Annotated in this window: 27 protein-coding genes and 1 pseudogene; 16 read left to right on the top strand and 12 right to left on the bottom strand. The window is 71.8% G+C overall.

Annotated elements, in window-relative coordinates; genetic code table 11:
- Positions 1 to 24 precede the first annotated feature (24 nt).
- The 3 genes from ABZ441_RS06830 to ABZ441_RS06820 all read left to right on the top strand — a co-directional run bounded on the left by ABZ441_RS06830 (position 25) and on the right by ABZ441_RS06820 (position 2,741).
- On the top strand, positions 25 to 555 hold the full coding sequence (locus ABZ441_RS06830; protein ID WP_358969168.1) for an NUDIX domain-containing protein: 531 nt from the start codon (positions 25 to 27) through the stop codon (positions 553 to 555).
- A 172-nt stretch (positions 556 to 727) separates the two neighbouring features.
- Positions 728 to 1,207, top strand: a complete 480-nt coding sequence (locus ABZ441_RS06825; RefSeq protein WP_358969166.1) for a nucleoside deaminase — start codon at positions 728 to 730, stop codon at positions 1,205 to 1,207.
- Positions 1,208 to 1,820: 613 nt separating this feature from the next.
- Positions 1,821 to 2,741, top strand: coding sequence for a GIY-YIG nuclease family protein (locus tag ABZ441_RS06820; RefSeq protein ID WP_358969164.1), 921 nt, complete (start codon positions 1,821 to 1,823; stop codon positions 2,739 to 2,741).
- Positions 2,742 to 2,825: 84 nt separating this feature from the next.
- Here ABZ441_RS06820 and ABZ441_RS06815 read toward each other — a convergent pair whose 3' ends face one another.
- Entirely contained in the window at positions 2,826 to 3,686 is an 861-nt protein-coding gene (locus ABZ441_RS06815; RefSeq protein WP_356535318.1) for a 3-hydroxybutyryl-CoA dehydrogenase, read from the bottom strand.
- A gap of 198 nt (positions 3,687 to 3,884) precedes the next feature.
- On the opposite strand from ABZ441_RS06815, the gene ABZ441_RS06810 reads away from it, so the two are divergent.
- Complete coding sequence (locus ABZ441_RS06810; protein WP_358969161.1) at positions 3,885 to 5,144, top strand: family 10 glycosylhydrolase; 1,260 nt, start codon at positions 3,885 to 3,887, stop codon at positions 5,142 to 5,144.
- Between the two features lie 91 nt (positions 5,145 to 5,235).
- On the opposite strand, the gene ABZ441_RS06805 is transcribed toward ABZ441_RS06810, so the two are convergent.
- Both ABZ441_RS06805 and ABZ441_RS06800 read right to left on the bottom strand, forming a co-directional pair.
- On the bottom strand, positions 5,236 to 5,439 hold the full coding sequence (locus ABZ441_RS06805) for a DUF1918 domain-containing protein (RefSeq protein WP_358969239.1): 204 nt from the start codon (positions 5,437 to 5,439) through the stop codon (positions 5,236 to 5,238).
- Between the two features lie 41 nt (positions 5,440 to 5,480).
- Entirely contained in the window at positions 5,481 to 6,452 is a 972-nt protein-coding gene (locus ABZ441_RS06800) for a DMT family transporter (RefSeq protein WP_358969159.1), read from the bottom strand.
- Between ABZ441_RS06800 and ABZ441_RS06795 the strand changes: the two genes are divergently transcribed.
- The 4 genes from ABZ441_RS06795 (at position 6,451) to ABZ441_RS06780 (ending at position 10,237) form a co-directional block, all read left to right on the top strand.
- Complete coding sequence (locus tag ABZ441_RS06795; RefSeq protein WP_358969157.1) at positions 6,451 to 7,896, top strand: PLP-dependent aminotransferase family protein; 1,446 nt, start codon at positions 6,451 to 6,453, stop codon at positions 7,894 to 7,896. The two genes, ABZ441_RS06800 and ABZ441_RS06795, sit on opposite strands and share 2 nt — an antisense overlap.
- A gap of 9 nt (positions 7,897 to 7,905) precedes the next feature.
- Positions 7,906 to 8,343 carry a GNAT family N-acetyltransferase gene (locus ABZ441_RS06790; RefSeq protein ID WP_358969155.1) on the top strand — a complete coding sequence of 146 codons (438 nt, stop codon included), beginning with the start codon at positions 7,906 to 7,908 and terminating at the stop codon, positions 8,341 to 8,343.
- A 60-nt stretch (positions 8,344 to 8,403) separates the two neighbouring features.
- Complete coding sequence (locus tag ABZ441_RS06785; RefSeq protein WP_358969153.1) at positions 8,404 to 8,979, top strand: histidine phosphatase family protein; 576 nt, start codon at positions 8,404 to 8,406, stop codon at positions 8,977 to 8,979.
- A 94-nt stretch (positions 8,980 to 9,073) separates the two neighbouring features.
- Positions 9,074 to 10,237 (top strand): serine hydrolase domain-containing protein, encoded by a 1,164-nt coding sequence (locus tag ABZ441_RS06780; protein ID WP_358969151.1) that lies wholly within the window; start codon positions 9,074 to 9,076, stop codon positions 10,235 to 10,237.
- Here the strand turns inward: ABZ441_RS06780 and ABZ441_RS06775 are convergent.
- From ABZ441_RS06775 to ABZ441_RS06755, 5 genes are all read right to left on the bottom strand, one after another.
- Positions 10,231 to 10,899, bottom strand: coding sequence for a response regulator transcription factor (locus ABZ441_RS06775; RefSeq protein ID WP_358969149.1), 669 nt, complete (start codon positions 10,897 to 10,899; stop codon positions 10,231 to 10,233). The two genes, ABZ441_RS06780 and ABZ441_RS06775, sit on opposite strands and share 7 nt — an antisense overlap.
- Positions 10,896 to 12,188 (bottom strand): histidine kinase, encoded by a 1,293-nt coding sequence (locus ABZ441_RS06770; protein WP_358969147.1) that lies wholly within the window; start codon positions 12,186 to 12,188, stop codon positions 10,896 to 10,898. The genes ABZ441_RS06775 and ABZ441_RS06770 overlap by 4 nt, the downstream gene beginning before the upstream one ends.
- A 10-nt stretch (positions 12,189 to 12,198) precedes the next feature.
- On the bottom strand, positions 12,199 to 13,359 hold the full coding sequence (locus tag ABZ441_RS06765) for an acyltransferase (RefSeq protein ID WP_358969145.1): 1,161 nt from the start codon (positions 13,357 to 13,359) through the stop codon (positions 12,199 to 12,201).
- The gene (locus tag ABZ441_RS06760) at positions 13,352 to 14,311 is read right to left on the bottom strand and encodes an alpha/beta hydrolase (RefSeq protein ID WP_358969142.1); all 960 of its coding nucleotides are present in this window, start codon (positions 14,309 to 14,311) and stop codon (positions 13,352 to 13,354) included. The genes ABZ441_RS06765 and ABZ441_RS06760 overlap by 8 nt, the downstream gene beginning before the upstream one ends.
- Before the next feature lie 139 nt (positions 14,312 to 14,450).
- Complete coding sequence (locus ABZ441_RS06755; RefSeq protein ID WP_358969140.1) at positions 14,451 to 15,224, bottom strand: LysR family substrate-binding domain-containing protein; 774 nt, start codon at positions 15,222 to 15,224, stop codon at positions 14,451 to 14,453.
- A 58-nt stretch (positions 15,225 to 15,282) separates the two neighbouring features.
- On the opposite strand from ABZ441_RS06755, the gene ABZ441_RS06750 reads away from it, so the two are divergent.
- On the top strand, positions 15,283 to 15,681 hold the full coding sequence (locus ABZ441_RS06750; protein WP_358969138.1) for a DUF5997 family protein: 399 nt from the start codon (positions 15,283 to 15,285) through the stop codon (positions 15,679 to 15,681).
- Positions 15,682 to 15,809: 128 nt separating this feature from the next.
- Here the strand turns inward: ABZ441_RS06750 and ABZ441_RS06745 are convergent, their stop codons facing one another.
- Both ABZ441_RS06745 and ABZ441_RS06740 read right to left on the bottom strand, forming a co-directional pair.
- Positions 15,810 to 16,442 (bottom strand): SRPBCC family protein, encoded by a 633-nt coding sequence (locus tag ABZ441_RS06745; protein ID WP_358969136.1) that lies wholly within the window; start codon positions 16,440 to 16,442, stop codon positions 15,810 to 15,812.
- A 107-nt stretch (positions 16,443 to 16,549) separates the two neighbouring features.
- Positions 16,550 to 16,897 (bottom strand): annotated as a pseudogene (locus ABZ441_RS06740) (ATP-binding protein); the annotation flags it as partial.
- A 46-nt stretch (positions 16,898 to 16,943) separates the two neighbouring features.
- Here ABZ441_RS06740 and ABZ441_RS06735 point away from each other — a divergent pair.
- The 7 genes from ABZ441_RS06735 to ABZ441_RS06705 all read left to right on the top strand — a co-directional run bounded on the left by ABZ441_RS06735 (position 16,944) and on the right by ABZ441_RS06705 (position 23,899).
- On the top strand, positions 16,944 to 17,789 hold the full coding sequence (locus ABZ441_RS06735; RefSeq protein WP_358969134.1) for an ABC transporter permease: 846 nt from the start codon (positions 16,944 to 16,946) through the stop codon (positions 17,787 to 17,789).
- Entirely contained in the window at positions 17,786 to 18,775 is a 990-nt protein-coding gene (locus ABZ441_RS06730) for an ABC transporter ATP-binding protein (protein ID WP_358969132.1), read from the top strand. The genes ABZ441_RS06735 and ABZ441_RS06730 overlap by 4 nt, the downstream gene beginning before the upstream one ends.
- 242 nt (positions 18,776 to 19,017) lie before the next feature.
- Positions 19,018 to 20,046, top strand: a complete 1,029-nt coding sequence (argC, locus tag ABZ441_RS06725) for an N-acetyl-gamma-glutamyl-phosphate reductase (RefSeq protein ID WP_358969130.1) — start codon at positions 19,018 to 19,020, stop codon at positions 20,044 to 20,046.
- Entirely contained in the window at positions 20,043 to 21,221 is a 1,179-nt protein-coding gene (argJ, locus tag ABZ441_RS06720) for a bifunctional glutamate N-acetyltransferase/amino-acid acetyltransferase ArgJ (protein ID WP_358969128.1), read from the top strand. Before argC ends, argJ begins: the two co-directional genes overlap by 4 nt.
- Positions 21,218 to 22,144: an acetylglutamate kinase gene (gene argB, locus ABZ441_RS06715; protein WP_358969126.1), complete on the top strand. Its 927-nt coding sequence runs from the start codon at positions 21,218 to 21,220 to the stop codon at positions 22,142 to 22,144. Before argJ ends, argB begins: the two co-directional genes overlap by 4 nt.
- Positions 22,141 to 23,337, top strand: coding sequence for an acetylornithine transaminase (locus ABZ441_RS06710; protein WP_358969125.1), 1,197 nt, complete (start codon positions 22,141 to 22,143; stop codon positions 23,335 to 23,337). The genes argB and ABZ441_RS06710 overlap by 4 nt, the downstream gene beginning before the upstream one ends.
- A gap of 25 nt (positions 23,338 to 23,362) precedes the next feature.
- Positions 23,363 to 23,899 (top strand): arginine repressor, encoded by a 537-nt coding sequence (locus tag ABZ441_RS06705; protein WP_205021868.1) that lies wholly within the window; start codon positions 23,363 to 23,365, stop codon positions 23,897 to 23,899.
- Between the two features lie 7 nt (positions 23,900 to 23,906).
- Here the strand turns inward: ABZ441_RS06705 and ABZ441_RS06700 are convergent, their stop codons facing one another.
- Both ABZ441_RS06700 and ABZ441_RS06695 read right to left on the bottom strand, forming a co-directional pair.
- Positions 23,907 to 24,605: a L,D-transpeptidase family protein gene (locus ABZ441_RS06700; protein ID WP_358969122.1), complete on the bottom strand. Its 699-nt coding sequence runs from the start codon at positions 24,603 to 24,605 to the stop codon at positions 23,907 to 23,909.
- 81 nt (positions 24,606 to 24,686) lie between these two features.
- Positions 24,687 to 25,289, bottom strand: a complete 603-nt coding sequence (locus tag ABZ441_RS06695; RefSeq protein WP_358969120.1) for a pyridoxamine 5'-phosphate oxidase family protein — start codon at positions 25,287 to 25,289, stop codon at positions 24,687 to 24,689.
- Position 25,290: the final 1 nt, after the last annotated feature.

The following is a 25,290-nucleotide window of genomic DNA, read 5'->3' as shown; positions in this document are numbered from 1 at the left end:
GACCAGTCGGAAGGTGGCAGAACTGTGCAGTGGACGAACTTGAACGAACAGACCGTGTACGAGAATCGCTGGTTCCGGGTCAACCTGGCGGATGTCGTTCTCCCCGACGGCCGGCACCTGGACCACTTCCTCATCCGGCTCCGGGCCGTCGCCGCGGCGACGGTCGTCAATGAGGCCAACGAGGTCCTGCTCCTGTGGCGGCACCGGTTCATCACCGACAGCTGGGGCTGGGAGCTCGCGGCCGGCGTGGTCGAGGACGGTGAGGACATCGCCGCCGCGGCGGCGCGGGAGATGGAGGAGGAGACCGGCTGGCGCCCCGGCGAGCTGCGCCCACTCATGACCGTGGAACCGGCCAACGGCCTCGTCGACGCCCGGCATCATCTCTTCTGGTCCGGGGAGGCGACGTACACCGGTCCTCCTGCGGACGGCTTCGAGTCCTCGCGCCGCGAATGGGTCCCGCTCAAGCTCGTGCCGGACATGGTCGCGCGCGGTGAGATACCGGCGGCGAACATGGCGGCCGGACTGCTGATGCTCCATCACATGCGTCTGAGCTGACAGCACATGTCTCCGTGCCGGGCGGACCGGCCCCACCCGACACGGTGACCCGCTGTCGCCGTCGTCCGACGCCGGCTGCGGGCCGGGCCGGGGTGATGCGCATCCAGTAGTTCGGATGCGTCGAGCGGATCGAGGGTCTAGCATCCGCTGGAGAACAAGGGCTGGGGGCATCATGGTGACCGACGCTGACCTGCGGCATCTGCGCCGCTGCGTGGAACTGGCGACCGAGGCGCTGGAAGTGGGCGACGAGCCGTTCGGCTCCGTGCTTGTCGCCGCGGACGGGACCGTCCTCGCCGAGGACCACAACCGTGTCGCCTCGGGCGACCGGACCCGCCATCCGGAGTTCGAGCTGGCGCGGTGGGCCGCGGCGAACATGCCCCCCGGGGAACGGGCGGCGGCGACCGTCTTCACCTCGGGTGAGCACTGCCCGATGTGCGCCGCCGCGCATGGCTGGGTCGGGCTGGGACGCATCGTGTACGTGAGCTCCTCCGAGCAACTGGTTGCCTGGCTCGCCGAGTTGGATGTTCCCGCGCCTCCCGTCCGGGCCCTGCCGATCCGGGATGTCGTCCCTGACCTCGTGGTGGAGGGCCCGATTCCCGGCCTCGCGGAACAGGTGCGCGACCTGCACCACCGCTTTCACCGCGCATCCTGAGCGCCGACAACACGATTCGGGCCGGGTCGAGCGCCACGGGACCCATCAGGCGCGCCGGCGGCATCGCCGCACCACGGGCTTCCTTGCGCTGACCGTTCATCCCGATCCAAGTGTGAGTGGGAGGTCTTCACCCGCAGGAGTGGAGGCCCGAGCCCGCCCTGCGGCGAGCAGGTCCGCGTCGACCATGCACTGGGGCAGGGGTCCGGGGCTGGAACGTCCATCTGTGAACTCGGCACCGTAAAAAGGCCTGCCGGAACCGGGCCCCGTATTTCCGGCCCAAAGCGCCAGGGATTCGCTTCTCCAGAGATCCACTTCTGCGCGAGAATGCGTCACCGGTCGGCCGGTCCGATGTACTCCTGGGCGACTTCGGCTTTCTTGGGGGAGTTGAAGTGCCTGGCCAACTTGAACGCAACAATTCAGCCCCGAGTGGATTGGAGGCCGGCCATCATCTTCTGGGTGGGATACCGAAATGCCTGAAATTCCCTGACCGGGACTCTTGGTCCCGTCGGTGCCTTCGGCAGGGATGAGGCGAGTTGACGCCCTATTGGAATGGCAGATTCCGCAGGGCTGACAGTAGGCTGCCCCGATGGTTGGCAAACAGGTGCGTCTTTTCTTGATCGATGGGACGGCCGGCGGACTCATGACCGCGGAGATCATGAACTGGACCGGGCACCTGCTCAAAGGGAAACGCGAGAAGCTGGGAGAGATCCGGACCCGCCCGGAGGCCCGGCGCACAGGCGTCTACATCCTGTTCGGCGACGACCCGAAATCACCTGGGGACCGGCTTGCCTACATCGGCCAGTCCGACGACGTGGCCAACCGCCTGATCCAGCACGACGCGAAGAAGGACTTCTGGTCCGAGGTCGTGGTCATCACCTCCAAGGACACGAACCTCACCAGCGCCCATGTGCGCTACCTGGAAGCGCGCCTGATCCGGCTGGCCAAGTCGATCGGCCGGATACCACTGGACAACGGCAACGAACCGACCGGCGGAGCCGAGCTGCCCGAGGCCGATGCCTCGGACATGGAGTACTTCATCGACCAGTTGCGGGTGGTGCTGCCTGTCCTCGGCATCGACATGTTCCGCGGGCGCGAGACCCGTTCCGCTGTCGCAGGCGTAGGGCCTGCTCCTGTGCCGGGTGCCGGCGGCGGCGTCCGCACGGCAGCGTCCCCCGTGTTCGGATTCAGGCGGAAGAAGCTCGGAGTGGATGCTCGAGCGCAGCTGATCGACGGGGAGTTCACGGTCCTTGAGGGCTCGGTCGTCTGCCCTGCGATGCCGGAACGGGGTGGACTCAGCGAGTCCACCGTGCGGCAGTACAAGGCCAGGCAGACGTCACACCGCAAGCTTCTGGGAGACGGCTCGATCCTTGTCAGGGCCGATGGAACCGCTCATCTGACCAGGGACGTCGTCTTCTCCTCCCCGTCTGCTGCGGGGGCGGTCGTCCAGGGGACGGCATCGATCAACGGGCGAGAGGCCTGGGTCACCGAGGACGGCGTCACATTCGGAGCGTGGGAGGACCGCGACGTGCAGTAGTGCGGCGGCTGCGGCCGAGCAGCGGGGTGGGGAGAACTGTGGACCCTGAGCTGAACCGCCCGCTCACGGCCCACAGTCGCGCCGTCAGTCGTACGGGTAGAAGCCCGAGCCCGTCTTGCGGCCGAGCCGGCCCGCGTCCACCATCCGCTGGAGCAGCGGGGGAGCGGCGTACAGCGGCTCCTTGTACTCCGCGTACATCGAGTCCGCGACCGAGGCCACCGTGTCCAGGCCGATCAGGTCGGCGAGCTTGAGCGGACCCATCGGGTGGGCGCAGCCCATCTCCATGCCGTTGTCGATGTCCTCGCGGCTGGCGATGCCCGACTCGAACATGCGGATCGCCGAGAGCAGGTACGGGATCAGCAGGGCGTTGACGACGAAGCCCGAGCGGTCCTGGGCGCGGATCGCGTGCTTGTCCAGCACGTTCTGCACGACGGCCTCGGCACGCTTTATGGTCTCGTCGGACGTCGTCAGCGCCGGGATCAGCTCGACGAGCCGCTGCACCGGGGCCGGATTGAAGAAGTGGATGCCGATGACCTGGTCCGGCCGGGACGTCGCCACGGCCAGCTTCACCAGAGGGATGGAGGAGGTGTTCGAGGCGAGGATCGCGTCCGGCCGGGTCACCACCTGATCGAGCACCTGGAAGATCTCGGTCTTGACCTGCTCGTTCTCCACGACGGCCTCGATCACGAGGTCACGGTCGGCGAACTCACCGAGGTCGGTGGTGAAGCTGAGGCGGGCGAGCGTCTCGTCGCGCTCCTCCGCGGTGATCTTGCCGCGTTCGGCGGCCTTGGACAGGGAGTTGTGCAGCCGGGTACGCCCTATCTCCAGTGCCTCGCCGGTGGTCTCGGCCACCTTGACCTCGAGGCCGCTGCGGGCGCACACCTCCGCGATACCTGCGCCCATTTGGCCACAGCCCACCACTCCGACGCGTGCAATGTCGGCCATAGAGTCCGTCACCTCGTGCCTTTCGCTGATCCTCGTGCGGCAGTTCCCGTTTGATTCCGGTGCCCGCCTCGACCCCCCGACGTTACTCCGCGATCCGGTTCCGGTGAGCCGCGGGTCGGAAGGTCCGGGCGCGGGCATGATCTGTGTCACGCACTGTCGACGTGACATAACGGGAACAGGGAAGCGAAAGGTGAACAGATGCGTCGTATGGGCCGGAGGTCATTGGTGATGGGAGCGGCGAGCACGGTGGCCGCCCTGATGACAGCGGGTGACGCCGTCGCCGCGCGCCGGCCGGAGACCCGTCGTCGTCACCGGGGCCGCAGAGCCGACCAGGGCGAACTGCGCGGGGTGTGGATCGCCACGGTCGCCAACCTGGACTGGCCCTCGAAGGCGGGCCTGAGCGCCGCGGCCCAGGAGGCGGAGCTGATCGCCCATCTCGACCGCGCGGTCGCCCTGCGGCTGAACGCCGTAATCCTCCAGGTCCGGCCGAGCGCCGACGCCCTGTGGCCCTCGTCGTACGAGCCGTGGGCCCAGTGTCTGACCGGCGTCCAGGGCAAGGACCCGGGATGGGACCCGCTGGGCACGGCGGTGCGCGAGGCGCACGCCCGCGGGCTGGAACTGCACGCGTGGTTCAACCCGTACCGGGTCGCGAACCACACGGACCCCTCACGTCTCGTCGCCTCCCACCCCGCCCGGCAGCACCCGGAATGGGTGCTGCCGTACGGCGGGAAGCTCTACTACAACCCCGGTCTGCCCGAGGTCAGGGAGTTCGTCCAGGACGCGATGCTCGACGCGGTGAGCCGCTACGCCGTCGACGCGGTGCACTGGGACGACTACTTCTACCCGTACCCGGTGGCGGGCCAGGTCTTCGGCGACGACGCTGCGTACGAGCGCTACGGCGAGGACTTCGCGACCAAGGCGGCCTGGCGCCGCGACAACACCGACCGGCTGGTCCGTGAGACGGCCGAGCGGATCAAGGAGGTCCGGAGCGGCGTCCGCTTCGGGATCAGCCCCTTCGCGGTGTGGCGCAACGCCGGGACCGATCCACTGGGGTCCGACACCGCGGCCGGTGTGCAGACGTACGACGACCTCCACGCGGACACCCGGAAGTGGGTGAAGGAGGGCTGGATCGACTACATCTGCCCGCAGATCTACTGGCACATCGGCTTCTCCGCCGCCGACTACGCGAAGCTGCTGCCGTGGTGGGCCGAGACGGTCCGGGGCACCGGTGTCGGCCTGTACGTCGGGGAGGCGCTCTACAAGGCGGGAGACCCGGCTCAGCCCGCCGCCTGGCAGGACCCGGCCGAACTCTCGCGGCACCTCGACTTCGCCTCCGGGCACCCGGAGGTGGGTGGACACGTCTACTTCTCGGCGAAGCAGGTGAAGGCGGACCCCGTCGGAGCCATGGCGCGGGTGGTGGCCGACCACTATCAGGCCCGGGCGCGCACCCCCCGCTGACCGCCCCTCCCGGCACGCGTCACGGCCCACCCGCACCGTGCCGCCCGGACGTGAGCGCCGGGGCCACTCGTGCCCCCGGCGCACACGCGCTCTAGCGGTCCCGATCCCCAGGGGCCGTGTGCTGGACGACGCTGTCGGGGCCCGGCGACCTGATCGATTCGTGTCCGTCCTCGAAGCGCAGACGATACGGGGGACTGCCCCCGTCGCCGAGCACCTCGATGATCTCTGCGACCCGGTCGTGCTGTCCCACGGTCCTGCCGTGTGTCAGCAGCCGGTCGCCCGTGTGTGCCTCCATCGGGGTGACCTCCTCACGGATGGCGGTCCATGTCGACAAGTCTATGACCGGACCGGCGTGGCGGCTCCCGTGCGACGGCCCGCGCCCCGCCCGGCCCGCTGGGTGACGGCGATGCACACCAGAACGGCCACCGCCGCCACCGGGGCGGCGGCGGACACCTCCTCGCCGAGCGCCAGGAACGACCAGACCAGGGTCAGCAGCGGCTGGGCCAGCTGGAGCTGGCTTGCTCGCGGGACCCCGATCTCAGCCATGCCCCGGTACCACACGTACAGCCCCAGGAAGGTCGATCCGACGGCCACCCAGACCAGGCCGACGACCCCGCGCGCCGTGAGGTGAACCGGTTCGAAGGGCAGTGCCACCGCCGCGCCGGCCACCGCGAGCGGCAGGGCGAGGACGAGGGCCCAGCCGATCACCTGCCAGCCCGGCATCACTCCGGCCAGCCTGCCGCCCTCGGTGTATCCCGCCGCGCAGACCACCAAGGCCCCGAACAGATACAGGTCGCCGCCCGAGAGCTTTCCGCCACTCTGCTGGACGGTGAAGGCGATGACCACGGCCGCCCCGGTCAGCGCCGCGATCCAGAAGGCGTGTGGTGGGCGGGAGCCGGTGCGCAGGGCGGAGAAGAGCGCGGTCGTCAGCGGCAGCAGTCCCACCACGACGGCCGCGTGCGAGCTCGTGGAGGTCTGGAGCGCCAGTGAGGTCAGCAGGGGGAACCCCACCACCACGCCGCCCGCCACGACGGCGAGACCGGCCCAGTGGCACCGCCCGGGCACCGGGACCCGGCCCGCCAGCAGTGCGCATCCCGCGATCAGCGCCGCGAGCAGGCTGCGCAGCGCGACCAGGGACCAGGGGCCGAAGCTCTCCAGGCCCCACACCGTCGAGGGAAAGGTCAGCGAGAAGGCGAGGACGCCGAGCCCGGCGAGCACGACCCCGCGGGCCGGGCCACGGCGTACCGCGGGCCGGTGGGGGTCGACCGCTATCGTCATCTGTCCGGTAGCGCTATTCTCTGCTGTCATGCATGAGCGTAGCAGTGTGTCCGAACTGGCGAATGTCCTGAGGAGCGAGCTCAACCGCTACTCGCCAGGTGGAAAGCTGACGTCCAGTCGGGCACTCGTCGAGCGTTTCAAAGTCAGTCCGGTGACCGTCTCCCGGGCCGTCGCGCAGCTCGCCGCCGAAGGCCTGGTCGTCACCCGCCCCGGCGCGGGAGCCTTCCGGGCCGAGACCCGCGCCGCCGCTCCCGCTCCCGGCGACACCTCCTGGCAGGAGGTCTCGCTCAGCGGGAACGGCGGGCCCGAGGTCGTGCCGCGCACCGTCGACGCCTCGGGTGTCCTCGTCACGCTCGCCGCGCCGCCGTCCGGGGTGATCGAGTTCAACGGCGGCTACCTCCACCCCGGTCTCCAGCCCGAGCGGGCCATGGCCGCCGCCCTGGCACGGGCCGGCCGCCGGCCGGGAGCCTGGGGCAGGCCGCCCACCGACGGACTGTCCGAGCTGCGCGCCTGGTTCGCCCACGAGATCGGCGGCACGCTCACCGGCTCCGACGTCCTGATCACCGCGGGAGGACAGAGCGCCCTGGCCACCGCCCTGCGGGCGCTCGCCCCACCGGGAGCCCCCGTCCTCGTCGAATCACCCACCTACCCGGGCATGCTGGCCGCCGCCCGCGCCACCGGTCTGCGACCCGTACCCGTACCGGTGGATGCCGACGGAGTCCGGCCCGACCTGCTGGAAGCCGCCTTCCGCGCCACCGGGGCCAGGGTCTTCGTCTGCCAGCCGCTCTTCCAGAACCCGACGGGCGTGATCCTCGCCAGGGACCGGCGTGAGCGGATCGTGCGGGCCGCTCGGCAGGCGGGCGCCTTCGTCGTCGAGGACGACTTCGCCCGCCGCCTCGTCCACGCGGACGCCGGGCCGCTGCCCGAACCCCTCGCGGCCCACGACCCGGACGGCGTCGTCGTCCACGTGCGCTCCCTCACCAAGATCACCTCACCCAGCCTCCGTGTCGGCGCGCTGGCCGCACGTGGCCCCGTCCTGGAACGGCTGCGCGCCATCCAGGTCGTCGACAGCTTCTTCGTCCCCCGCCCGATCCAGGAGGCCGCCCTCGAACTCGTCGGCTCCCCGGCCTGGGAACGCCATCTCCGTACCGTGGCCGCCGAACTCGGCGGCCGCCGCACCGCCATGACGGCGGCGGTGCGCGACCGGCTGCCCGAACTGGCCCTGCCCCACGTGCCGTCGGGCGGCGGAAGCATCTGGCTCCGGCTCCCCGGCCCGGGGGCCGACGAGCCCGTCCTCGTCTCCGCCGCACTGCGCGCCGGCGTAGCCGTCGCACCCGGCCGCCCCTACCACTGCGCCGAACCGCCCGCCGGACACGTCCGGTTGAGCTTCGCCGCCGTATCGGGCCCCGCCGAGATCGCCGAGGGTGTGCGCAGGCTGCGTATCGCGGTCGACGAGCTGCCCGCGCCCGGCTAGCCTCCCTTGATGACCCGGGACGACACCGAAGCGCAGCGCTACGAGATCTCCGACGACCCCTCGCGGCTGGACGCGGCCCGCATCCACCACTGGCTGTCCACGGACGCCTACTGGGCCCTGGGGCGCACCCGTGAACAGCAGGACCGGGCGATGGCGGGCTCCCACAACTTCGCCGCCTACGAAGCGGTTTCGGGCGAGCAGGCCGGTTACGCGCGCGTGGTCACCGACCGGGCCACCTTCGCGTGGGTGTGCGACGTCTACATCGACCGTGCTGCGCGCGGGCAGGGCCTCGGCACCCGGCTCGTCACCGCCGTACGCGACGAACTGGCCCCACTGGGCGTCCGCAGGTTCCTGCTCGCCACCAAGGACGCCCACGGGGTGTACGCGAAGCTCGGATTCACCCCGCTCGCGGAACCGGACAGCTGGATGGTCCTCCAGAAGGGCTGAGGCCCGGTACGACGGGCGGCCCTCTTGACCGGCGCGGCGCCCTGCCCCACGATCGCGCGCATGAGTGTTCGGGTGTCTCTCGTCGCCGCAGCACGAAGCTCCGCCCTCCTCGCCGAGCGTTTCGACGACGACCGGCCGCTCGACCACGCCGGCTGGCGCGAGGTCCAGCTCGCCGCCCACGCCCTGGTGCGGCTCGGCGCCGCCGAGCTCCGCTACTGCTCGCCCACACCGCGCAGCCGCGCCACGGGCGACGCCCTCGGCTTCGCCCCGCTCGTCCAGCTCGCCCTGAGGGACTGCGACATGGGCCGCTGGCGGGGGCTGACCCTGTCCGAGGTCGCCGCCCGCGATCCGGCCGGTGTCGACGCCTGGCTCGCCGATCCGTGCTCCGCCCCGCACGGCGGCGAGTCCCTGCTCGCCTTCATATCCCGGGTGGGGGGCTGGCTCGACACCCGGCCGGTCAGCGACGGCGCGGTCGTCGCCGTCGCCGAACCCGCGGTCGTCCGCGCGGCCCTGGTGTACGCCCTCAGGGCCCCGCCGTCGTCGTACTGGAACATCGACGTCCGTCCGCTGTCCACCGCGACGATCACGGGCCGGCCCGGCCGTTGGAGCGTCAGCCTCGAAGCTGCTCCGCACTGACCGGGTCACCCGGTCGAAGGAACGGGCCGTACAGCGCCTTCCCGCCGGTCCGACCAGTCGGTATGGTGCGTGGCACCGAGACGAGGAGAGATCCGTGCCGCAGATCCAAGGCCACTGTGACGACCGGTTCGCCGCGGTACGCGACGCGTTCGCGGCGAACTTCGCCGAGCGCGACGAGCTGGGCGCGGCGGTCACCGTCCTGCTCGACGGCCGCCCCGTGGTGGACCTCTGGGGCGGCTGGGCCGACGGGGACCGGACCCGACCCTGGGAGCGGGACACCGTGGTCAACGTCTGGTCCACGACGAAGGGCCCCACCGCGCTCTGCGCCCACATCCTCGTCGACCGCGGCCTCCTGGACCTCGACGCCCCGGTTGCCGCGTACTGGCCCGAATTCGCCGCGGCGGGCAAGGAGTCCGTGCGCGTACGCCATCTGCTCTCGCACCGCTCGGGAGTCGCGGGCCTGCGCGATCCGCACACCCTGGCCGAGCTCTACGACTGGGAGGTGACCACGGCCCGCCTCGCGGCCACCGAGCCCTGGTGGGAGCCGGGCACCCGCTCCGGCTACCACGCGATCTCGTACGGCTTCCTGGTCGGCGAGGTCGTCCGCCGGATCACCGGCCTGCTGCCCGGGGAGTTCCTGCGCCGGGAGATCACCGGACCGCTCGGCATCGACTTCAGCGTGGGCCTCCCGGAGAAGGACGCGGACCGGGTCGCCGAGCTCGTCCAGCCGAAGGACGTCTCCCGCGAACAGGCGGCACTCTTCGCCCTGATGGAGCCGGTGGCCATCGCCTCGCTGCTCAACCCCGGCACGGGAACGGCCGCCGCGAACACCCCGGAGTGGCGGGCCGCCGAGATCCCCGCCGCCAACGGCCACGGCACGGCCCGCGCGGTCGCCGCCCTGTACGGCATCCTCGCGGGGCGCGGCACCCTCGACGGCAGGCGGATCCTGTCCGAGGAGGCGGCCGAGCGGGTCCGCGAGGGGCAGGGCAGCTGCCGGGACCTGGTACTGGGAGCGGGCTTCGCCCACGAGACCGAGCTGGGTCTCGGCCTCTGGCTGAGCGGCGCGAACGGCTCGTACGGCCCCAACCCGCGTGCCGTCGGCCATGACGGGGCGGGCGGCTCCTGCGGTCTCGCGGACCCGGAGGCCGGGATCGCGCTCGGTTACGTCATGAACCGCATGGGCCCGGACATCGCCGACGACCCACGCAAGATGGCGCTGGTCGACGCGGTGTACGGGGCCCTCCCGGGTGCTCAGTAACCGGTCGGCCGCACGAGCCCCGACTCGTACGCGTACACCGCGGCCTGGGTCCGGTCGCGCAGGCCCAGCTTCACCAGAATCCGGCTCACATGGGTCTTCACGGTCTGCTCCGCCACCACCAGACGGTCCGCGATCTCCGCGTTCGACAGGCCCTGCGCGATCAGCGAGAGCACCTCGGTCTCGCGTTCCGTCAGATCGCCCGTCCGCGCCCTGCAGGGTGCGCGGGGACCGGAGCTGACCCGGGAGAACTCGGCTATCAGGCGCTTGGTGACGTTCGGGGCGAGCAGGGCGTCACCGGCCGCCACCACCCTCACGGCCTGGGCGAGTTCGGCGGCGGAGGCGTCCTTCAGCAGGAAACCGGAGGCACCGGAGCGCAGCGCCTCGTAGACGTACTCGTCGAGGTCGAAGGTGGTCAGCACGAGGACCCGGACGGTGGCGCCGGGCGCCTCCGTGAGCCGGCGGGTGGCGTCGATGCCGCCGAGACGGGGCATCCGTATGTCCATCAGGACGACGTCGGGGGCGAGTTCGGCAGCCTTCCCGAGCGCGTCCAGACCGTCCACCGCCTGTCCGACGACCTCGATGCCTGGTTCGGCGTTCAGCAGCACCGTGAAGCCCTGACGGACCATCACCTGGTCGTCGGCGATCAGCACGCGGATGGTCATGCGGAGTCCTCCAGGGGGAACGTCGCCACTACTTCGTAACCCCCGCCGGGGGTGCGGCCGTGGGCCAGGTCGCCGCCCAGCATGGTGACGCGTTCGCGCATGCCGAGCAGCCCGTGTCCGACTCCGCCCGCCGGTGCCGGGGACGGGTCCGGGTCCGGGTCCGGGGCGGTGTTGGTGACCCGGACCGTGACGGCTGCGGAGTGGTAGCCGATCTCCACCCGGGCGTGTGCTCCGGGGGCGTGCCGCATCACGTTGCTGAGTGCCTCCTGCACGATGCGGAAGGCCGACAGCTCCACCCCCGGCGGCAGCGACCCCGGGGTCCCGGTCGTCTCCGTCGCGACGGCGGTGCCGGTGCCCCGCACCTTGCCGATCAGCTCGTCGAGCCGGTCGAGTGTGGGCTGCGGGGCATGTCGCAGTCCGTCCGCCACGGCGTCCTCCGAGCGCAGCACACCGAGCACCCTGCGGAGCTCGGCCAGCGCCTCCACGGCGTTCTCCCGTATGCCGGCGAGGTTCTCCCTCAGCTCGGCCGACGGATTCTCGACCAGATGAGGGGCCACCTGTGCCTGGATGGAGATCACCGACATGTGGTGCGCGACCACATCGTGCAGCTCACGCGCGATCCGGTTGCGCTCCTCCAGGAGGGTGCGGCGGGCCCGTTCCTCCTCCGTGAGCCCGGACTGGACCACGAGCTGGCTGCGGGTCACCCTGAGGGCGCGCAGCGCCGTGCCGATTCCCACCGCCGTGACGAGGACCAACGCGCCGATGCCCAGGGAGTAGTGGTGGGCCTTTGCGCTGAAGCAGCCGGACACCAGCCCCGCCAGCAGGGTCAGTGTGAGCGCGAGGGCCGCCCGGCGCTGGTGGACCCGGAGCGACAGCAGGAACAGTGCCCCGCTCTGCAACGCCATCTCGGGGGCGGTCCACGGGAACAGCTCGCCGGGCGTCATCGCGGACTCCGCGATCCGCACGCTGACGACCATCAGGACCAGCGAGGCCCACCAGGCGTACAGGGGCTGCCACATGGCGGTGAGGACTGCGAGTGCCTGGGACACGACGAGCAGCACCGCGTACTCGGGCACGGCGGCACCGTGCGGGACCAGGTCGGGCACGTGCCACACGGCGACGGTTGTCACGCCGAGCGTCAGCAGCATCCCGAACGCGGGCCGCCAGACCGGCGATCCGGGCGCACCCATCGGCGGTACCGGATCGACGGGCGCGGTCCAAAGATCTTCGCGCAGCGTGTGCGGCAGCCTGCGCAGCGCCGCCACGATCCGCCCCCCGGCCCCCGTCATGCCGCTCAGCTTAGGCACGGCGCGACTCCGGGGCCAGGGCAGGGGAACCCGACCGTACGACCGTCGAACGGCCGCCACGCCGCTGTTCGTACGCCCCGAAGGCGGACCGCAGGATCAGCAGTACCAGGGCGAAGGCGGGCAGCCAGGCCAACCGGGCGAGCACCCAGCCGGGGCCGTCGGGGACCGTGTGCAGGCCGGGCAGCGGGCCGCTCAGGAACAGGGCGGTCGACGTGACCATGATCATCGCGGTCTGGTGCCACAGGAAGACGGTCATCGCGGACAGGTTCAGCAGGGCCACCGCCGCCCACACCGCGGGCCGTGCCAGGGCCTTCCGCAGACGTCCTTTCAGCAGCAGGGCCGCACCGCACTGGGCGAGGCCGAAGGTGACCGCGGCGAGCGTCGGCGGGTCGAGGTTGGAGAGGCTGCCACCCGGCACCCCGACCATGGAGGCGGGGTAGCCGGCGAACAGCACCAGCCCTGCCGTGGCCACCGCGCCGCCGGTCAGCAGCACCCATCCGGTCCGCCGGTCGTTCAGCCCACCGCGTGCCCAGGCCGCCCCCAGGCAGTAGGGGACCAGCCAGCCTGCGGCCACGTTGATCCAGCCCAGGGAGGCGGGGCCGCCCAGCCCCAGGCGGAACAGGTCGACGTACAGGACGACGGTGAGTGGCCACAGCGGGTGCAGTCGCGCCACCAGCGGTGTCGCGGCCGTCAGGACCGCGTACACCAGCAGGAACCACAGGGGCGACCACACCAGCTTGCCCAGTGCGCCTACCGTCCCCGCGTCCACCCCCGACGCCAGCATCGCTCCGGCCGCCACGGCCCACACGACCGTCACGACGGCGACCGGGCGGAACAGGCGGCCCAACCGGATCCTCAGCCAGCACCCGTAGGACTCGCCTCTGGCGCGGGCGGAGGAGTACCCCTTCGCGCCGACCTGGCCACCCACCAGGAAGAAGACGGCGAGCGTCTGGAACAGCCAGGAGACCGGGGCCAGCCAGGGCATGTACCGGAGCGGGCTCGCGCCGTGCACCGTGCCGCTGTCGGCGACCAGGGCGGTCACCAGCCAGTGGCCGCACACCACGCCCAGGACGGCGAGGGCGCGCAGGGCGTCGACCGCGCGGTCGCGGTCGCGGGGCGTCGCCTCGTCGATCCGACGCACGAGGTCACGCATGAGGACTCCCCGCCGTTCCGGCGACGATCCCGGCGATGCTGCGCAGTGAGACGGAGCCGGGTCTCAGGTAGTCGCTGTGCCCGGCATCGCCCGCGTCGAAGGCCTCGGCGCCGAATTCCGGCGCCGTCGGGTCCGTCCCGAACCCGACGGTGACGAACGGCAGCCGGAGAGCCGTGTGCGGAATCGCGGCGATCCAGTCGTCCCCGCCCAGGCCGGCCCACACCGTGGCCCGGGTACGCAGGGCGGCGGCACTCCCGGCACCGGTACCGGGACTTCCGTACAGCACGATGTCCGCCACATCGAGCCCCGACGCGGCCCGGGCGCAGACCACGGAACCGTAGGAGTGGCAGAGGAGGGAGACCCGGGCGGCGGGCACGGCATCGACCAGCTCCCGTAGGAACGCCCTCAGCCGGGGCGCCGCTTCGTCGGCCCGCCCCGCCGTCAGGGACGAAGGACCGAGCATGGCAGGCGTCCGGTAGCCGAGCCAGGCGACGACGGCGGACCCGTCGCCCAGCTCGCCCAGGAGCGCCTCGGCTCCCCGCCGTAAACGCCCGTAATGATCGAGGTCCACGCCCGCCCCCGGCACCACTACGGCGATACGGCGGGCCCGGGGCAGTTCGCCGAAGACCTCCACGCTGCGGCCGCCCTCGCGCCCGTCGAACATCAGGAAGGTGCGCCCCGGACCCGCCATGGACGTGAGTGCGGAGGCCCGTCGCCGGTCGCCGTGACGGGCGGCCATGTCCAGCGCCGCGCGGATCTCCTGCCGGCCCGCCGCGTACCTGGCGTCCAGCAACGAGGTCTCCGCCGTACCCAGCGGGGCGGGGGCGGCCGTGGCGGGCGCCGCGACGGCGGCGGGGCGGGCCGCCCCCGACACGGGCAGCGCCACGGACGCGGTGACGAGTGCGACGAGCAGGGCGCGCCGAGCGCGGCCGTGCCATGGGCGGGACGCCATGGGGAAGTCCTTCCGTACCGGATGTTCTCGTTGAATCCGGTACCGAAGTTATGGACGTGACCGCGTCGTCCGCGTCCCGCTCAGGAGTGCACCTGACACGTAGCTCCGAAGTACTACGGGTAGGGGCAGAACCGGCCCGCTACGGCCGGCGGCGGGGCTTTCCGCGCTTGGCGCCGCCCTTGGGATTCTTCGCGCCGCCCGCGCCGCCGGAGCCGCCCCGGGACGTCTTGCCCGCCGCCGGCTTGCGCGGGGCACCGGTCTTCCTGTCGGTGCGCTTGGCCTTGGGCTGCGGCGGCGTCGGCGGACGGCCCCGGGTGCTGTTGACCGTCCGCCCGCGGACGATTCCGATGAACTCCTCCACCAGGTCGGTGGTCTCCTCCTCCGGCCACGACAGGGCGATCCGCGACTCGGGGACGCCGGTCAGCGGGCGGTAGGTGAGGTCCTTGCGGTGGTGCAGGCGGGCCAGCGACTGCGGGACGACGAGCAGTCCCACCCCCGCCGCCACCAGCTCGACGGCGTCCTCGGTCGTCGCGGGCCGCTCGAAGGCGGGACGGCCCGGCGGACGCTCCCAGTCGAGGGTGTCGTCGAGGGGATGCAGCACGATCTCCTCGGCGAGATCCCCGACCGACATCTCCTCGACGGCGACCGCGGCGTGGTCCTTGGGGATCACGACGACCGTCGTCTCCGTGTAGAGGGGGATCGCGCTGAGGTCCGTGCGGTCGACAGGCAGCCGTACGAAACCGGCGTCCGCGCCACCGTCGCGCAGCAGGGCGGCCGCGTCGGCCGCGGGCACGCCGACGAGGGTCAGCGGGGTGCCGGGCAGCCGCTCGTTCCAGATCCGCACCCACTTGGTCGGGGTCACGCCCGGGACGTAGGCGAGCCGGAACGCAGGAGGTACTTCCGAGCCTGTCACCCCGCCAGGTTACCGGCCGTGGTCGGAGGCGCCGCACATGCTCGATACCCTGGACACCATGACGTCGCACCAGACCACCCAGACGATGAAGCCCGCCACCGCGGCGAAGAAGCTGGGTGTGTACCTCGAAGCCACCCCCGCCGAGTTCCAGGAGGGCGTCGTCTCGCGCGCCGAGCTGAACACGCTGCAGACCGACCCGCCCGAGTGGCTGCAGGAGCTGCGCCGCAACGGCCCGCACCCCCGGCCGGTGGTCGCCTCGAAGCTGGGCGTCTCCATCGCGGGTCTCGCGCGCGGCGGTGTCACGGATCCCCTCACCACCGAGCAGATCGACGCCCTGAAGCAGGACGCCCCCGAGTGGCTGCGGAAGGAGCGCGCCACCCAGGCCGAGGTCCGTAAGGAAGCGGTGCGCATCAAGGAGCGCGACGCGGCCCGGGCCGAACAGACCGACCGCGACTGACGTGCCCGCCGGCGGCGACCGGCTCACCGTGGCAGTGGGGCGGCGCGGCCTCCGGGCGCTGGAGGCGCTTCCGGACGCCGGCGCCGAACCGGGCACACCCGGCGAGGAAGGGACCGGTCGCCGCCGCTCTATTCGCCCGTGTAGAACGCGATCGTCGCCACCGTCGTAGCGGTCACGGTCTCCGGATCCGCGCCGGAAGCCGCGAACGCGCGTCCCCACTCCTCGCCCGAGCGTGCCACGAAGGCCTTCGCCTCGGGGGAGGTCTGCCACTCCACGGCGTCCTCCGGGCTGATCCCGCCGCCCGTCAGGTGCCAGCCCAGCCCCAGCAGCGCCAGGTCCCAGCCGATTCCGACCGCGCCCGGACCGTACTGGCTCCGGAACTCCTCCGGAACCACGGACACGTGCTCGAGCTCGAACACCGTCCGGCCGGTGCCCTCCGGCGCGAGCCGCACCTCGACCTCGCTGAAGCCGGGGTCGGGCCCGAAGAGCCAGGACACACGGAGCCGCTCCGCGGGCACGCACTCCAGGATCTCGCCCCCGGCGTTCCCCTCCAGCTGGTAGTTCCCGCCGGCCCGGAAGTCGCCGGTCACGGGGAGGAACCACCGGGCGATCCGCTCCGGCGAGGTCACCGCGCTCCAGAGCTCGGCGGCATCGGCGTCGAAGGTGCGACGCAACAGCACCGTGCCGGCCTCCTCGGTCGCCACCCGGCGCGTTCCGACCTTCCGGTGCACCCGGCTGATCTCCTCGATGATCTCGCTCATGGCCGCCCATCCACTTCCGCGTGTCCGCGCTCGCGCCGTAATCCGTCGGTCCTCCAGGCCATGTAACCGAATTCCCGCCGCACCCGCCTGTGCGGGCGCCGCGCAACTCAGCCCTTGACGGCCTCCGCGATGCGCCGGGCGGCCCGGTCGGGCGTGATGTGCGTGGTGTCGACGACCTCGGCCTCGGCGTGCAGCCACGTCCGGGCCGCCTCGGCGTAGGGCTCGAGGTGGGCGAGGCGGAAGGAGGAGGGACCGAGAACGGTGTCCCCCTCGATGCGCCCGCGGAGGGTGTCCTGGTCGGCGTGGAGGACGAAGTGCCTGACCGGAATGCCATGGTGGGCGAGGCCCGCGCTGATCTCGCGCCAGTACTGCTCCACCAGGACGGTCATGGGCATCACCAGAGTGCCGCCGGTGTAGTCGAGGAGGTGGCGGGCGGTCTCGACCACGAGCGGCCGCCTGGACCTGCGGGACGCCGGCACCGACAGCGTCACGCTGCTCGCCGTGGACCCCGACTCGTACGCGCGCCTCGCCCGCAGCACCGGCCTCGGCGCCTTCCGGGCCGACGACCTGCGGAATTCCTCCGGAGCGCTGCCCGCGCTCGCCTCTCCCGCCGTCGCCGAGCGGCTGCGCGGCCGGACGACCGCGATCGGCCCGGCGGGCGGCCTGTTCACGGTCCGCGTGGACGTCGTGCGCACCACCACCCCCGCTGTGGCCGAGGGCGACTTCCTGGTGGTCGACGCGGCGGGCCTGCCGGGCCGCCCGCCCGTCACCACGCTGCTGATCTCCGGCCCTTCGGTGGCCGGCGAAGCTCTCGAGGCAGCCGCCGGCACGGCAGACGCCGCCACCGTGCGGCTGCGCTCCGCCGAACGGGACGGCTTCACGGAGTCCCCCGTGCAGAGCGGCGCCGAACGGATCTACGTGGTGGCGGCAGCGGCAGGCGCCGGATACGCCGTTCTCGCGCTGGTGCTCTCACTGCTCCGGACCGCCCCCGAGCGGTCCGCGCTGCTGGGCCGGCTTCGCACCATGGGCCTGACCCGCCGCCAGGGACGCCGCCTGCTGGTCCTGGAGAACCTCCCGCAGGCGCTGCCGGCCGCCGTGGGTGGTGCGCTGGCCGGCTGGGCGGCGATCCGGCTGCTCGCCCCCGGGATCGATCTCGGCCGCCTCGCACTGGGTGCGCGGGGAGGCTTCACCTCGCTCGGCCCGGTACAGCTGCGTGCCGACCCGGTGAGTCTGCTGCTGCCCGCGCTCGCCGTGGTGGTGATCGCGTCGGTGGCTGCCGCGACGCAGGCATGGGCGGCCACCCGGCGTACGACGACGACCGAACTCAGGGCAGGAGACACGCGATGACCGAGTCCTCCACGACCGGGTCCTCCACAGGGATCACCCTCGGTGAGCTGGAGCGCCGGGCGGCTGCCCGGCGCGACCGGCCCGAGTACGGCCACGACGCGCTGATCAGCTGTGACCGTCTGGTCCGCGTCTTCTCCGCGGACGGAGTCGAGGTGCAGGCGCTCCAGGGGCTCGATCTGCTGGTCCGCGAGGGCGAGTTGCTGGCCCTGGTCGGGGCGTCGGGCAGCGGCAAGTCGACCCTGATGAACATCCTGGCGGGTCTGGACGAACCGACTGCGGGCGCCGCGAAGGTCGCAGGCTGCGATCTGCTGACCATGGGCGCGAAGGACCGGCTGCGCTACCGGCGGGAGGTGGTGGGCTTCGTCTGGCAGCAGACGGCACGCAACCTGCTGCCGTACCTGAGCGCCGTGCAGAACGTGACGCTGCCGATGCAGCTGCGCGGCCGTACGCGGCAGAAGGCCGAGCGGGCCGAATCGCTGCTCTCCCTGCTGGACGTCGCCGACTGCCGTGACCGCCGCCCGCACCAGATGTCCGGCGGCCAGCAGCAACGCGTCGCCATCGCGGTGGCGCTGGCGAACGAGCCGTCGGTGCTGCTCGCCGACGAGCCGACGGGCGAGCTGGACTCCCGGACGGCCGAGCAGGTCTTCGCCGCGCTGCGTACGGCGAACGAGGAACTCGGCACGACGACCCTCATCGTCACCCACGACCAGTCGGTGGCCGGCGAGGTCCGCCGCACGGTGGCCATCCGCGACGGCCGCACCTCCACGGAGACCCTGCGGCGCACGGAGGTCGACGCGGCGACGGGCCAGGAGTCGGTGGTGGCGAGGGAGTACGCGATGCTGGACCGCGCGGGACGCCTCCAGCTGCCCGCGGAGTACACCGATGCCCTGGGCATGCGTGACCGGGTGATGCTGGAGCTGGAACCCGACCACATAGGAATCTGGCCGGACGACGAGACGGGGCGCCTGCCTCCGCGTTCCGGCTGAGGACGGCCGGGCCGGGTCGGGCACCGGCAGGCTCCGCCGATCGGCCCGTCCCTGAGCGGGTGACCGGCCGGTGAGCGTTCTGCGCGCGGCACGGACGGAACGCTCGCACCGCTTCCCGGCGGACGAGTTCTCCGGAGGTCCCCGCAGGTCAGCACCGTGGCCACTGTCCGCCGAACCGACAAGATCTTTGCATAAAACTGCATAGCTGCGTATAGTCATGCCATCGATGAGGAGGCATTCCGATGGTGGTACGTGCGGCAGTGGCAGGGGCGAGTGGATACGCCGGCGGGGAACTGCTCCGTCTGCTCCTCACCCACCCACAGGTCGAGATCGGGGCCCTCACCGCTCACTCCAACGCCGGGGAGCGGCTCGGGGCGCTGCAGCCGCACCTCAGGCCGCTCGCGGACCGGGTGCTCGAGCCGACCACGGCCGAGGTGCTCGGCGGGCACGACGTCGTCTTCCTGGCCCTCCCGCACGGGCAGTCCGCCGCTGTTGCCGAACAGCTCGGTGACGAGGTGCTCGTCGTCGACATGGGCGCCGACTTCCGGCTCGCGGACGCCGCGGACTGGGAGAAGTTCTACGGATCGCCGCACGCCGGCACCTGGCCCTACGGCCTTCCCGAGCTGCCCGGGGCCCGCGCCGCGCTGGCGGGGACCAAGCGCATCGCCGTCCCCGGCTGCTACCCGACCGCCGTCTCCCTCGCGCTCTTCCCGGCGTACGAGGCGGGCCTCGCGGAACCCGAGGCCGTCGTCGTCGCGGCGTCCGGAACCTCCGGCGCGGGCAAGGCGGCCAAGCCGCACCTGCTCGGCTCCGAGGTCATGGGAAACATGACCCCGTACGGCGTCGGCGGCGTCCACCGGCACACGCCGGAGATGATCCAGAACCTCGGTGCCGCGGCGGGCGAGCCGGTCACCGTCTCCTTCACACCGACACTCGCGCCGATGCCCCGGGGCATCCTCGCCACGTGCAGCGCCAAGGCGAAGCCCGGTGTGAGCGCCGAGTCGCTCCGCACGGCGTACGAGAAGGCCTTCGCCGACGAGCCGTTCGTCGACCTGCTGCCCGAGGGGCAGTGGCCGGCCACCGCGGCCGTGTACGGCTCGAACGCCGTACAGATCCAGGTCGCCCACGACGAGGCGGCCGGCCGGATCATCGTGATCAGCGCCATCGACAACCTTGCCAAGGGCACCGCCGGAGGCGCCCTGCAGAGCATGAACATCGCTCTCGGGATTCCCGAGGACACAGGTCTTTCCACGATCGGAGTCGCACCGTGAGCGTCACGGCAGCACAGGGATTCTCGGCAGCGGGCATCGCCGCCGGAATCAAGGAGAGCGGTAGCCCGGACCTGGCCGTCGTGGTCAACCAGGGGCCGCGATGCGCCGCCGCGGGCGTCTTCACCTCCAACCGCGTCAAGGCCGCGCCCGTCCTCTGGTCGGAGCAGGTGCTCAAGGGTGGTGAAGTGACCGCCGTCGTGCTCAACTCCGGTGGTGCCAACGCCTGTACGGGGCCCCAGGGCTTTCAGGACACCCACGCGACCGCCGAGAGGGCCGCCGACTCCCTCAACAGCGCCGGGTACGACGAGACGGGCGGGCACGGCGCCGGCACGGTCGCCGTCGCCTCCACCGGCCTGATCGGCCTGCTGCTGCCCATGGACAAACTCCTCCCGGGCATCGACAAGGCGGTCGCCCAACTGACCCCGCACGGCGGCGAGAAGGCCGCCATCGCCATCAAGACCACGGACACGGTCCACAAGACCGCCGTCGCGGGCGGCGCGGGCTGGACCGTCGGCGGCATGGCCAAGGGCGCGGGGATGCTCGCCCCCGGACTCGCCACCATGCTGGTCGTCCTCACCACCGATGCCGACGTCGAAGCACCCGCGCTGGACACGGCGCTGCGCGCCGCCACCCGCACCACCTTCGACCGGGTCGACTCCGACGGCTGCATGTCGACCAACGACACCGTGCTGCTGCTCGCCTCCGGGGCGAGCGGAGTCACCCCCGAGCGGGCCGAGTTCGACCAGGCCGTGCAGAGCGTCTGCGCCGATCTCGCCCGGCAGTTGATCGGCGACGCCGAGGGCGCTTCCAAGGACATCCGGATCGAGGTGGTCAACGCGGCCACCGAGGACGACGCGGTCGAGGTCGGCCGCAGCATCGCCCGCAACAACCTCCTCAAGTGCGCCATCCACGGCGAGGACCCCAACTGGGGCCGCGTCCTCTCCGCGATCGGCACCACGAAGGCCGCCTTCGAGCCCGACCGGCTGAACGTCGCGATCAACGACGTCTGGGTGTGCAGGAACGGCAGCGTCGGCGAGGACCGTGACCTGGTCGACATGCGCTACCGGGAGGTCAGGATCACCGCGGACCTCGCGGCGGGGGACGAGTCGGCCGTCATCTGGGCCAACGACCTGACCGCCGAGTACGTCCACGAGAACAGCGCGTACAGCTCATGAGCGCCGCGAGGAAGCACACCGCGCTGCCCAAGGCGCAGATCCTCATCGAGGCACTGCCCTGGCTCACCCGGCACAACGGCAAGACCGTCGTCATCAAGTTCGGCGGCAACGCCATGATCGACGAAGATCTCAAGGCCGCCTTCGCCCAGGACGTCGTCTTCCTGCGGCACGCCGGCCTCAAGCCCGTCGTCGTGCACGGCGGCGGCCCGCAGATCAGCGCCCAGCTCGACAAGCAGGGCCTGGTCAGCGAGTTCAAGGCCGGGCTGCGCGTCACCACGCCCGAGGCCATGGACGTCGTGCGCATGGTGCTGGCCGGGCAGGTCCAGCGTGAGCTCGTCGGGCTGCTGAACCAGCACGGCCCGCTCGCCGTCGGCATGACCGGCGAGGACGCCCACACGATCACCGCCACCCAGCACCGTCCGATGATCGACGGCGAGATCGTCGACATCGGCAGGGTCGGTGAGATCACCGCCATCGACACCGGAGCGATCCAGGCGCTGCTGGACGACGGCCGGATCCCGGTCATCTCCTCCATCGCCCGCTCCGCCGAGGACAACCACGTCTACAACGTCAACGCCGACACCGCGGCCGCCGCCCTCGCCGCCGCGCTGAACGCCGAGACGCTGATGGTCCTCACCGACGTCGAGGGCCTCTACGAGGACTGGCCGAACAGCGACGACGTCATCAGCCGTCTCACCGCCACCGAGCTGGAGAAGCTGCTGCCCGACCTCTCCAGCGGCATGGTGCCCAAGATGCAGGGCTGCCTCCACGCCGTACGCAACGGTGTCGAGACCGCCCGTGTCATCGACGGCCGCGTCCAGCACTCGATCCTGCTGGAGATCTTCACCGACGAGGGGATCGGCACGATGGTCGTGCCCGACGCGATCGCCCTCGTACAGCCCGACGCAGAGGGGGAGTCATGAGCAACGAGGAGTTCGCGCAGCGCTGGCAGGGTGCGCTGATGGACAACTACGGCACACCGCAGCTGCCTCTGGTACGCGGCGAGGGTGCCCTGGTGTGGGACGCGGACGGGACCGAGTACCTCGACTTCGTCGGGGGGATCGCGGTCAACGCGCTCGGTCACGCCCATCCCGCGGTGGTCGAGGCCGTCTCCACGCAGATCGCGTCCCTCGGCCACGTCTCCAACCTCTACGCCGCCGAGCCCCCCATCGCGCTCGCCGAGCGACTGCTGCAGCTCTTCGGCCGTACGGGCAGGGTCTTCTTCTGCAACTCCGGCGCGGAGGCCAACGAGGCGGCCTTCAAGATCGGCCGACTGACCGGGCGCACGCACATGGTCGCCACCGACGGCGGCTTCCACGGCCGGACCATGGGCAGCCTCGCGCTGACCGGTCAGCCCGGCAAGCGCGACCCCTTCCTGCCGCTGCCCGGCGAGGTCACACACGTGCCGTACGGCGATGTGGAGGCGCTCCGGGCCGCGGTGACGACCGAGACCGCGCTGCTGATCATCGAGCCGATCCAGGGCGAGAACGGCGTCGTCGTGCCACCCAGGGGCTATCTCGAGGCGGCGAGGGAGATCACGCGGGCCACCGGCACGCTGCTCGTTCTGGACGAGGTGCAGACCGGGATCGGCCGCTGCGGCCACTGGTTCGAGCACCAGGCCCACCAGGGCGTCGAGCCCGACGTGGTCACCCTCGCCAAGGGGCTCGGAGGCGGACTGCCGATCGGGGCCGCCGTCGCCTTCGGGGACGCGGCCGGTCTCCTGAAGCCCGGTCAGCACGGCACGACGTTCGGCGGCAACCCCGTCGCCTGCGCCGCCGGACTCGCCGTGCTCGACACCCTGGCGGCCAACGGCGCGCTGGACGAAGTGAAGCGGCTCGGCGAGCGGATCCGGGAGGGCGTCGAGGGTCTCGGGCACCCGTTGGTCTCCCACGTCCGCGGCTCGGGACTGCTGCTGGGTATCGTGCTCACCGGGCCCCTCGCACCGAAGGTGCAGCAGGCGGCCCAGAGAGCCGGACTCCTGGTGAACGCACCCGCCCCCGACGTCGTACGGCTCATGCCGCCGCTGATCATCGGTGACGCCGAGGTGGACGCGTTCCTGCGGATTCTTCCGGGCGCTCTCGACGCGGCTTACGGGGACGGACGATCCGGGGAGTGACGATCCGGAGAATGAGGCGACGACGATGACCGAGGCGCAGGAAACCGACCACGGCGGGCCGTCGGTGCCGCAGACCCGCACGGCACGCCACCGCAGGATCGTGGACATCCTGAACCGCCAGCCGGTGCGCTCCCAGAGCCAGCTGGCCAGGCTCCTGTCCGACGACGGGCTGAGCGTCACTCAGGCGACGCTCTCACGCGACCTGGACGAGCTGGGCGCGGTGAAGATCCGCAACACCGGCGGCGAGCTGATCTACGCGGTGCCGAGCGAGGGCGGTTTCCGCACTCCGCAGGCACCGCTCGGCGGGTCCGCCAAGGAGGAGCGGATGCGCAGGCTCTCGGCCGAGCTGCTCATCTCGGCGGAGGCCTCGGCCAACCTCGTGGTGCTGCGCACGCCTCCGGGCGCCGCACAGTTCCTCGCCTCGGCCATCGACCAGGCCGAGCTCCAGGCGATCCTCGGCACGATCGCCGGGGACGACACACTGATGCTGATCAGCCGTGACCCGAAGGGTGGCCAGGCGCTGGCCGACCACCTCCTGCGGCTGGCCCAGAACGACCGCTGAGCGGCCGTCAGTAGCGGGTGATCGCGGTCGGCCCGGACGCCGTACCGACCGCGATGTGAGGCCGGCGGACCGGGTCGGCCCAGGCCAGGATCCGGTCCATGGCCGCCGCCGGCACGGACACACAGCCGGCGGTCGCACCCTTCCCGTCGACGTGCAGGAAGATCCCGGCGCCCCTGCCCCGTACCGGCCGGTCGTAGTTGAAGCCGATCACGAGCGCACGGGCGTACTGCGTGCGGTACGCGACCAGGTGCTCGGCCTCGCCCGCCCTGCAGTGGGCCGGGAGCGGCTCCACCCAACGGTTGTACGCACGGGACGCGTTGTCCTGGCACCACCACGAGCGGTCGTTGACCCTGCGGTACGGATAGCGGGTCCCCGCCGGGGCGGCCTCGGTGCCGAAGGCGTACGGCAGGTCGTAGAGGCCGGTGGGAGTGGTGTTCGTGCCCTGTGCACGGGTGGCGCCCTCGGCGAGGCCGTTCGCGCCGAAGCGGGCCGGCGCCGAACCCGTCGCCACCCACGTCCCCCACCGCCGGTCCCACCAGGTGACCGTGCCCGTGGTGGAATCCGCGGCGGGGGCCTCGGCGGTGATCAGCTGACTGCCGCCGCCCGTGTCGGCCAGCCGGTGCGGAAGGGGTGGCGGCTGTGCGGGCCGCGCCCCGAGCGACACCAGCACGAGCAGGACCGACAGGGTCAGCAGGGATCTGCGCATGCTCCGGACCGTACGGGCCGTGCCGGAACCGCCCCACCGCGCCTGCTCCGTACGGCCCAGTGCCGTACGCCCGGCCGGCGACTACCCGCCGGACGCCGGTGCGGGCAGGCCGGGCAGCGGCAGAGGAAGCCCCGGCAGCCCGTCGATGCTGGTGGCGATGTGGTCCTTCTTCCCGAAGTACGCGCTCAGGCTCGCGTCGTCCTCACGCCGGAAGCGGTCGGCGTGCAGGGTCCGGTCCTCGTCGTACGCCATGAAGGGCACCCCGTATCCGCAGGTGTCCCGGATCAGTTCAGCGCTCACCACGATGATCGCGCGCAGCCCGTGCGCGGTCGGGTCGACGGTGGGGAAGCGGGCGAGGAGACCGGGGAACCGGGGGTCGTCGCGGAAGACCGGCTCCCCGCGGCCGTGCACCCGGACGATGTTCGGCGGTCCCTGGAAGGCGCACCACATCAGGGTGATGCGGCCGTTCTCACGGAGATGGGCGATGGTCTCCGCATTACTGCCGGCGAAGTCCAGGTAGGCCACGGTCCGTTCGTCGATGACGGCGAAGGAACCGTCGACGCCCTTCGGCGAGAGATTGACCGTGCCGTCGGAGTCCAGGGGCGAGGTGGCGGTGAAGAAGATGTGCTGCTCCTCGATGAAGGTGCGCAGCCGTCCGTCGATACGCTCATGCGTTTTTCCCATG

It is taken from the genome of Streptomyces sp. NPDC005752 (genome assembly GCF_040630715.1).
Lineage (GTDB): Bacteria > Actinomycetota > Actinomycetes > Streptomycetales > Streptomycetaceae > Streptomyces.
Note: the sequence above shows the minus strand (reverse complement) of the source record. Positions and strands in the feature narration are given on the sequence as shown.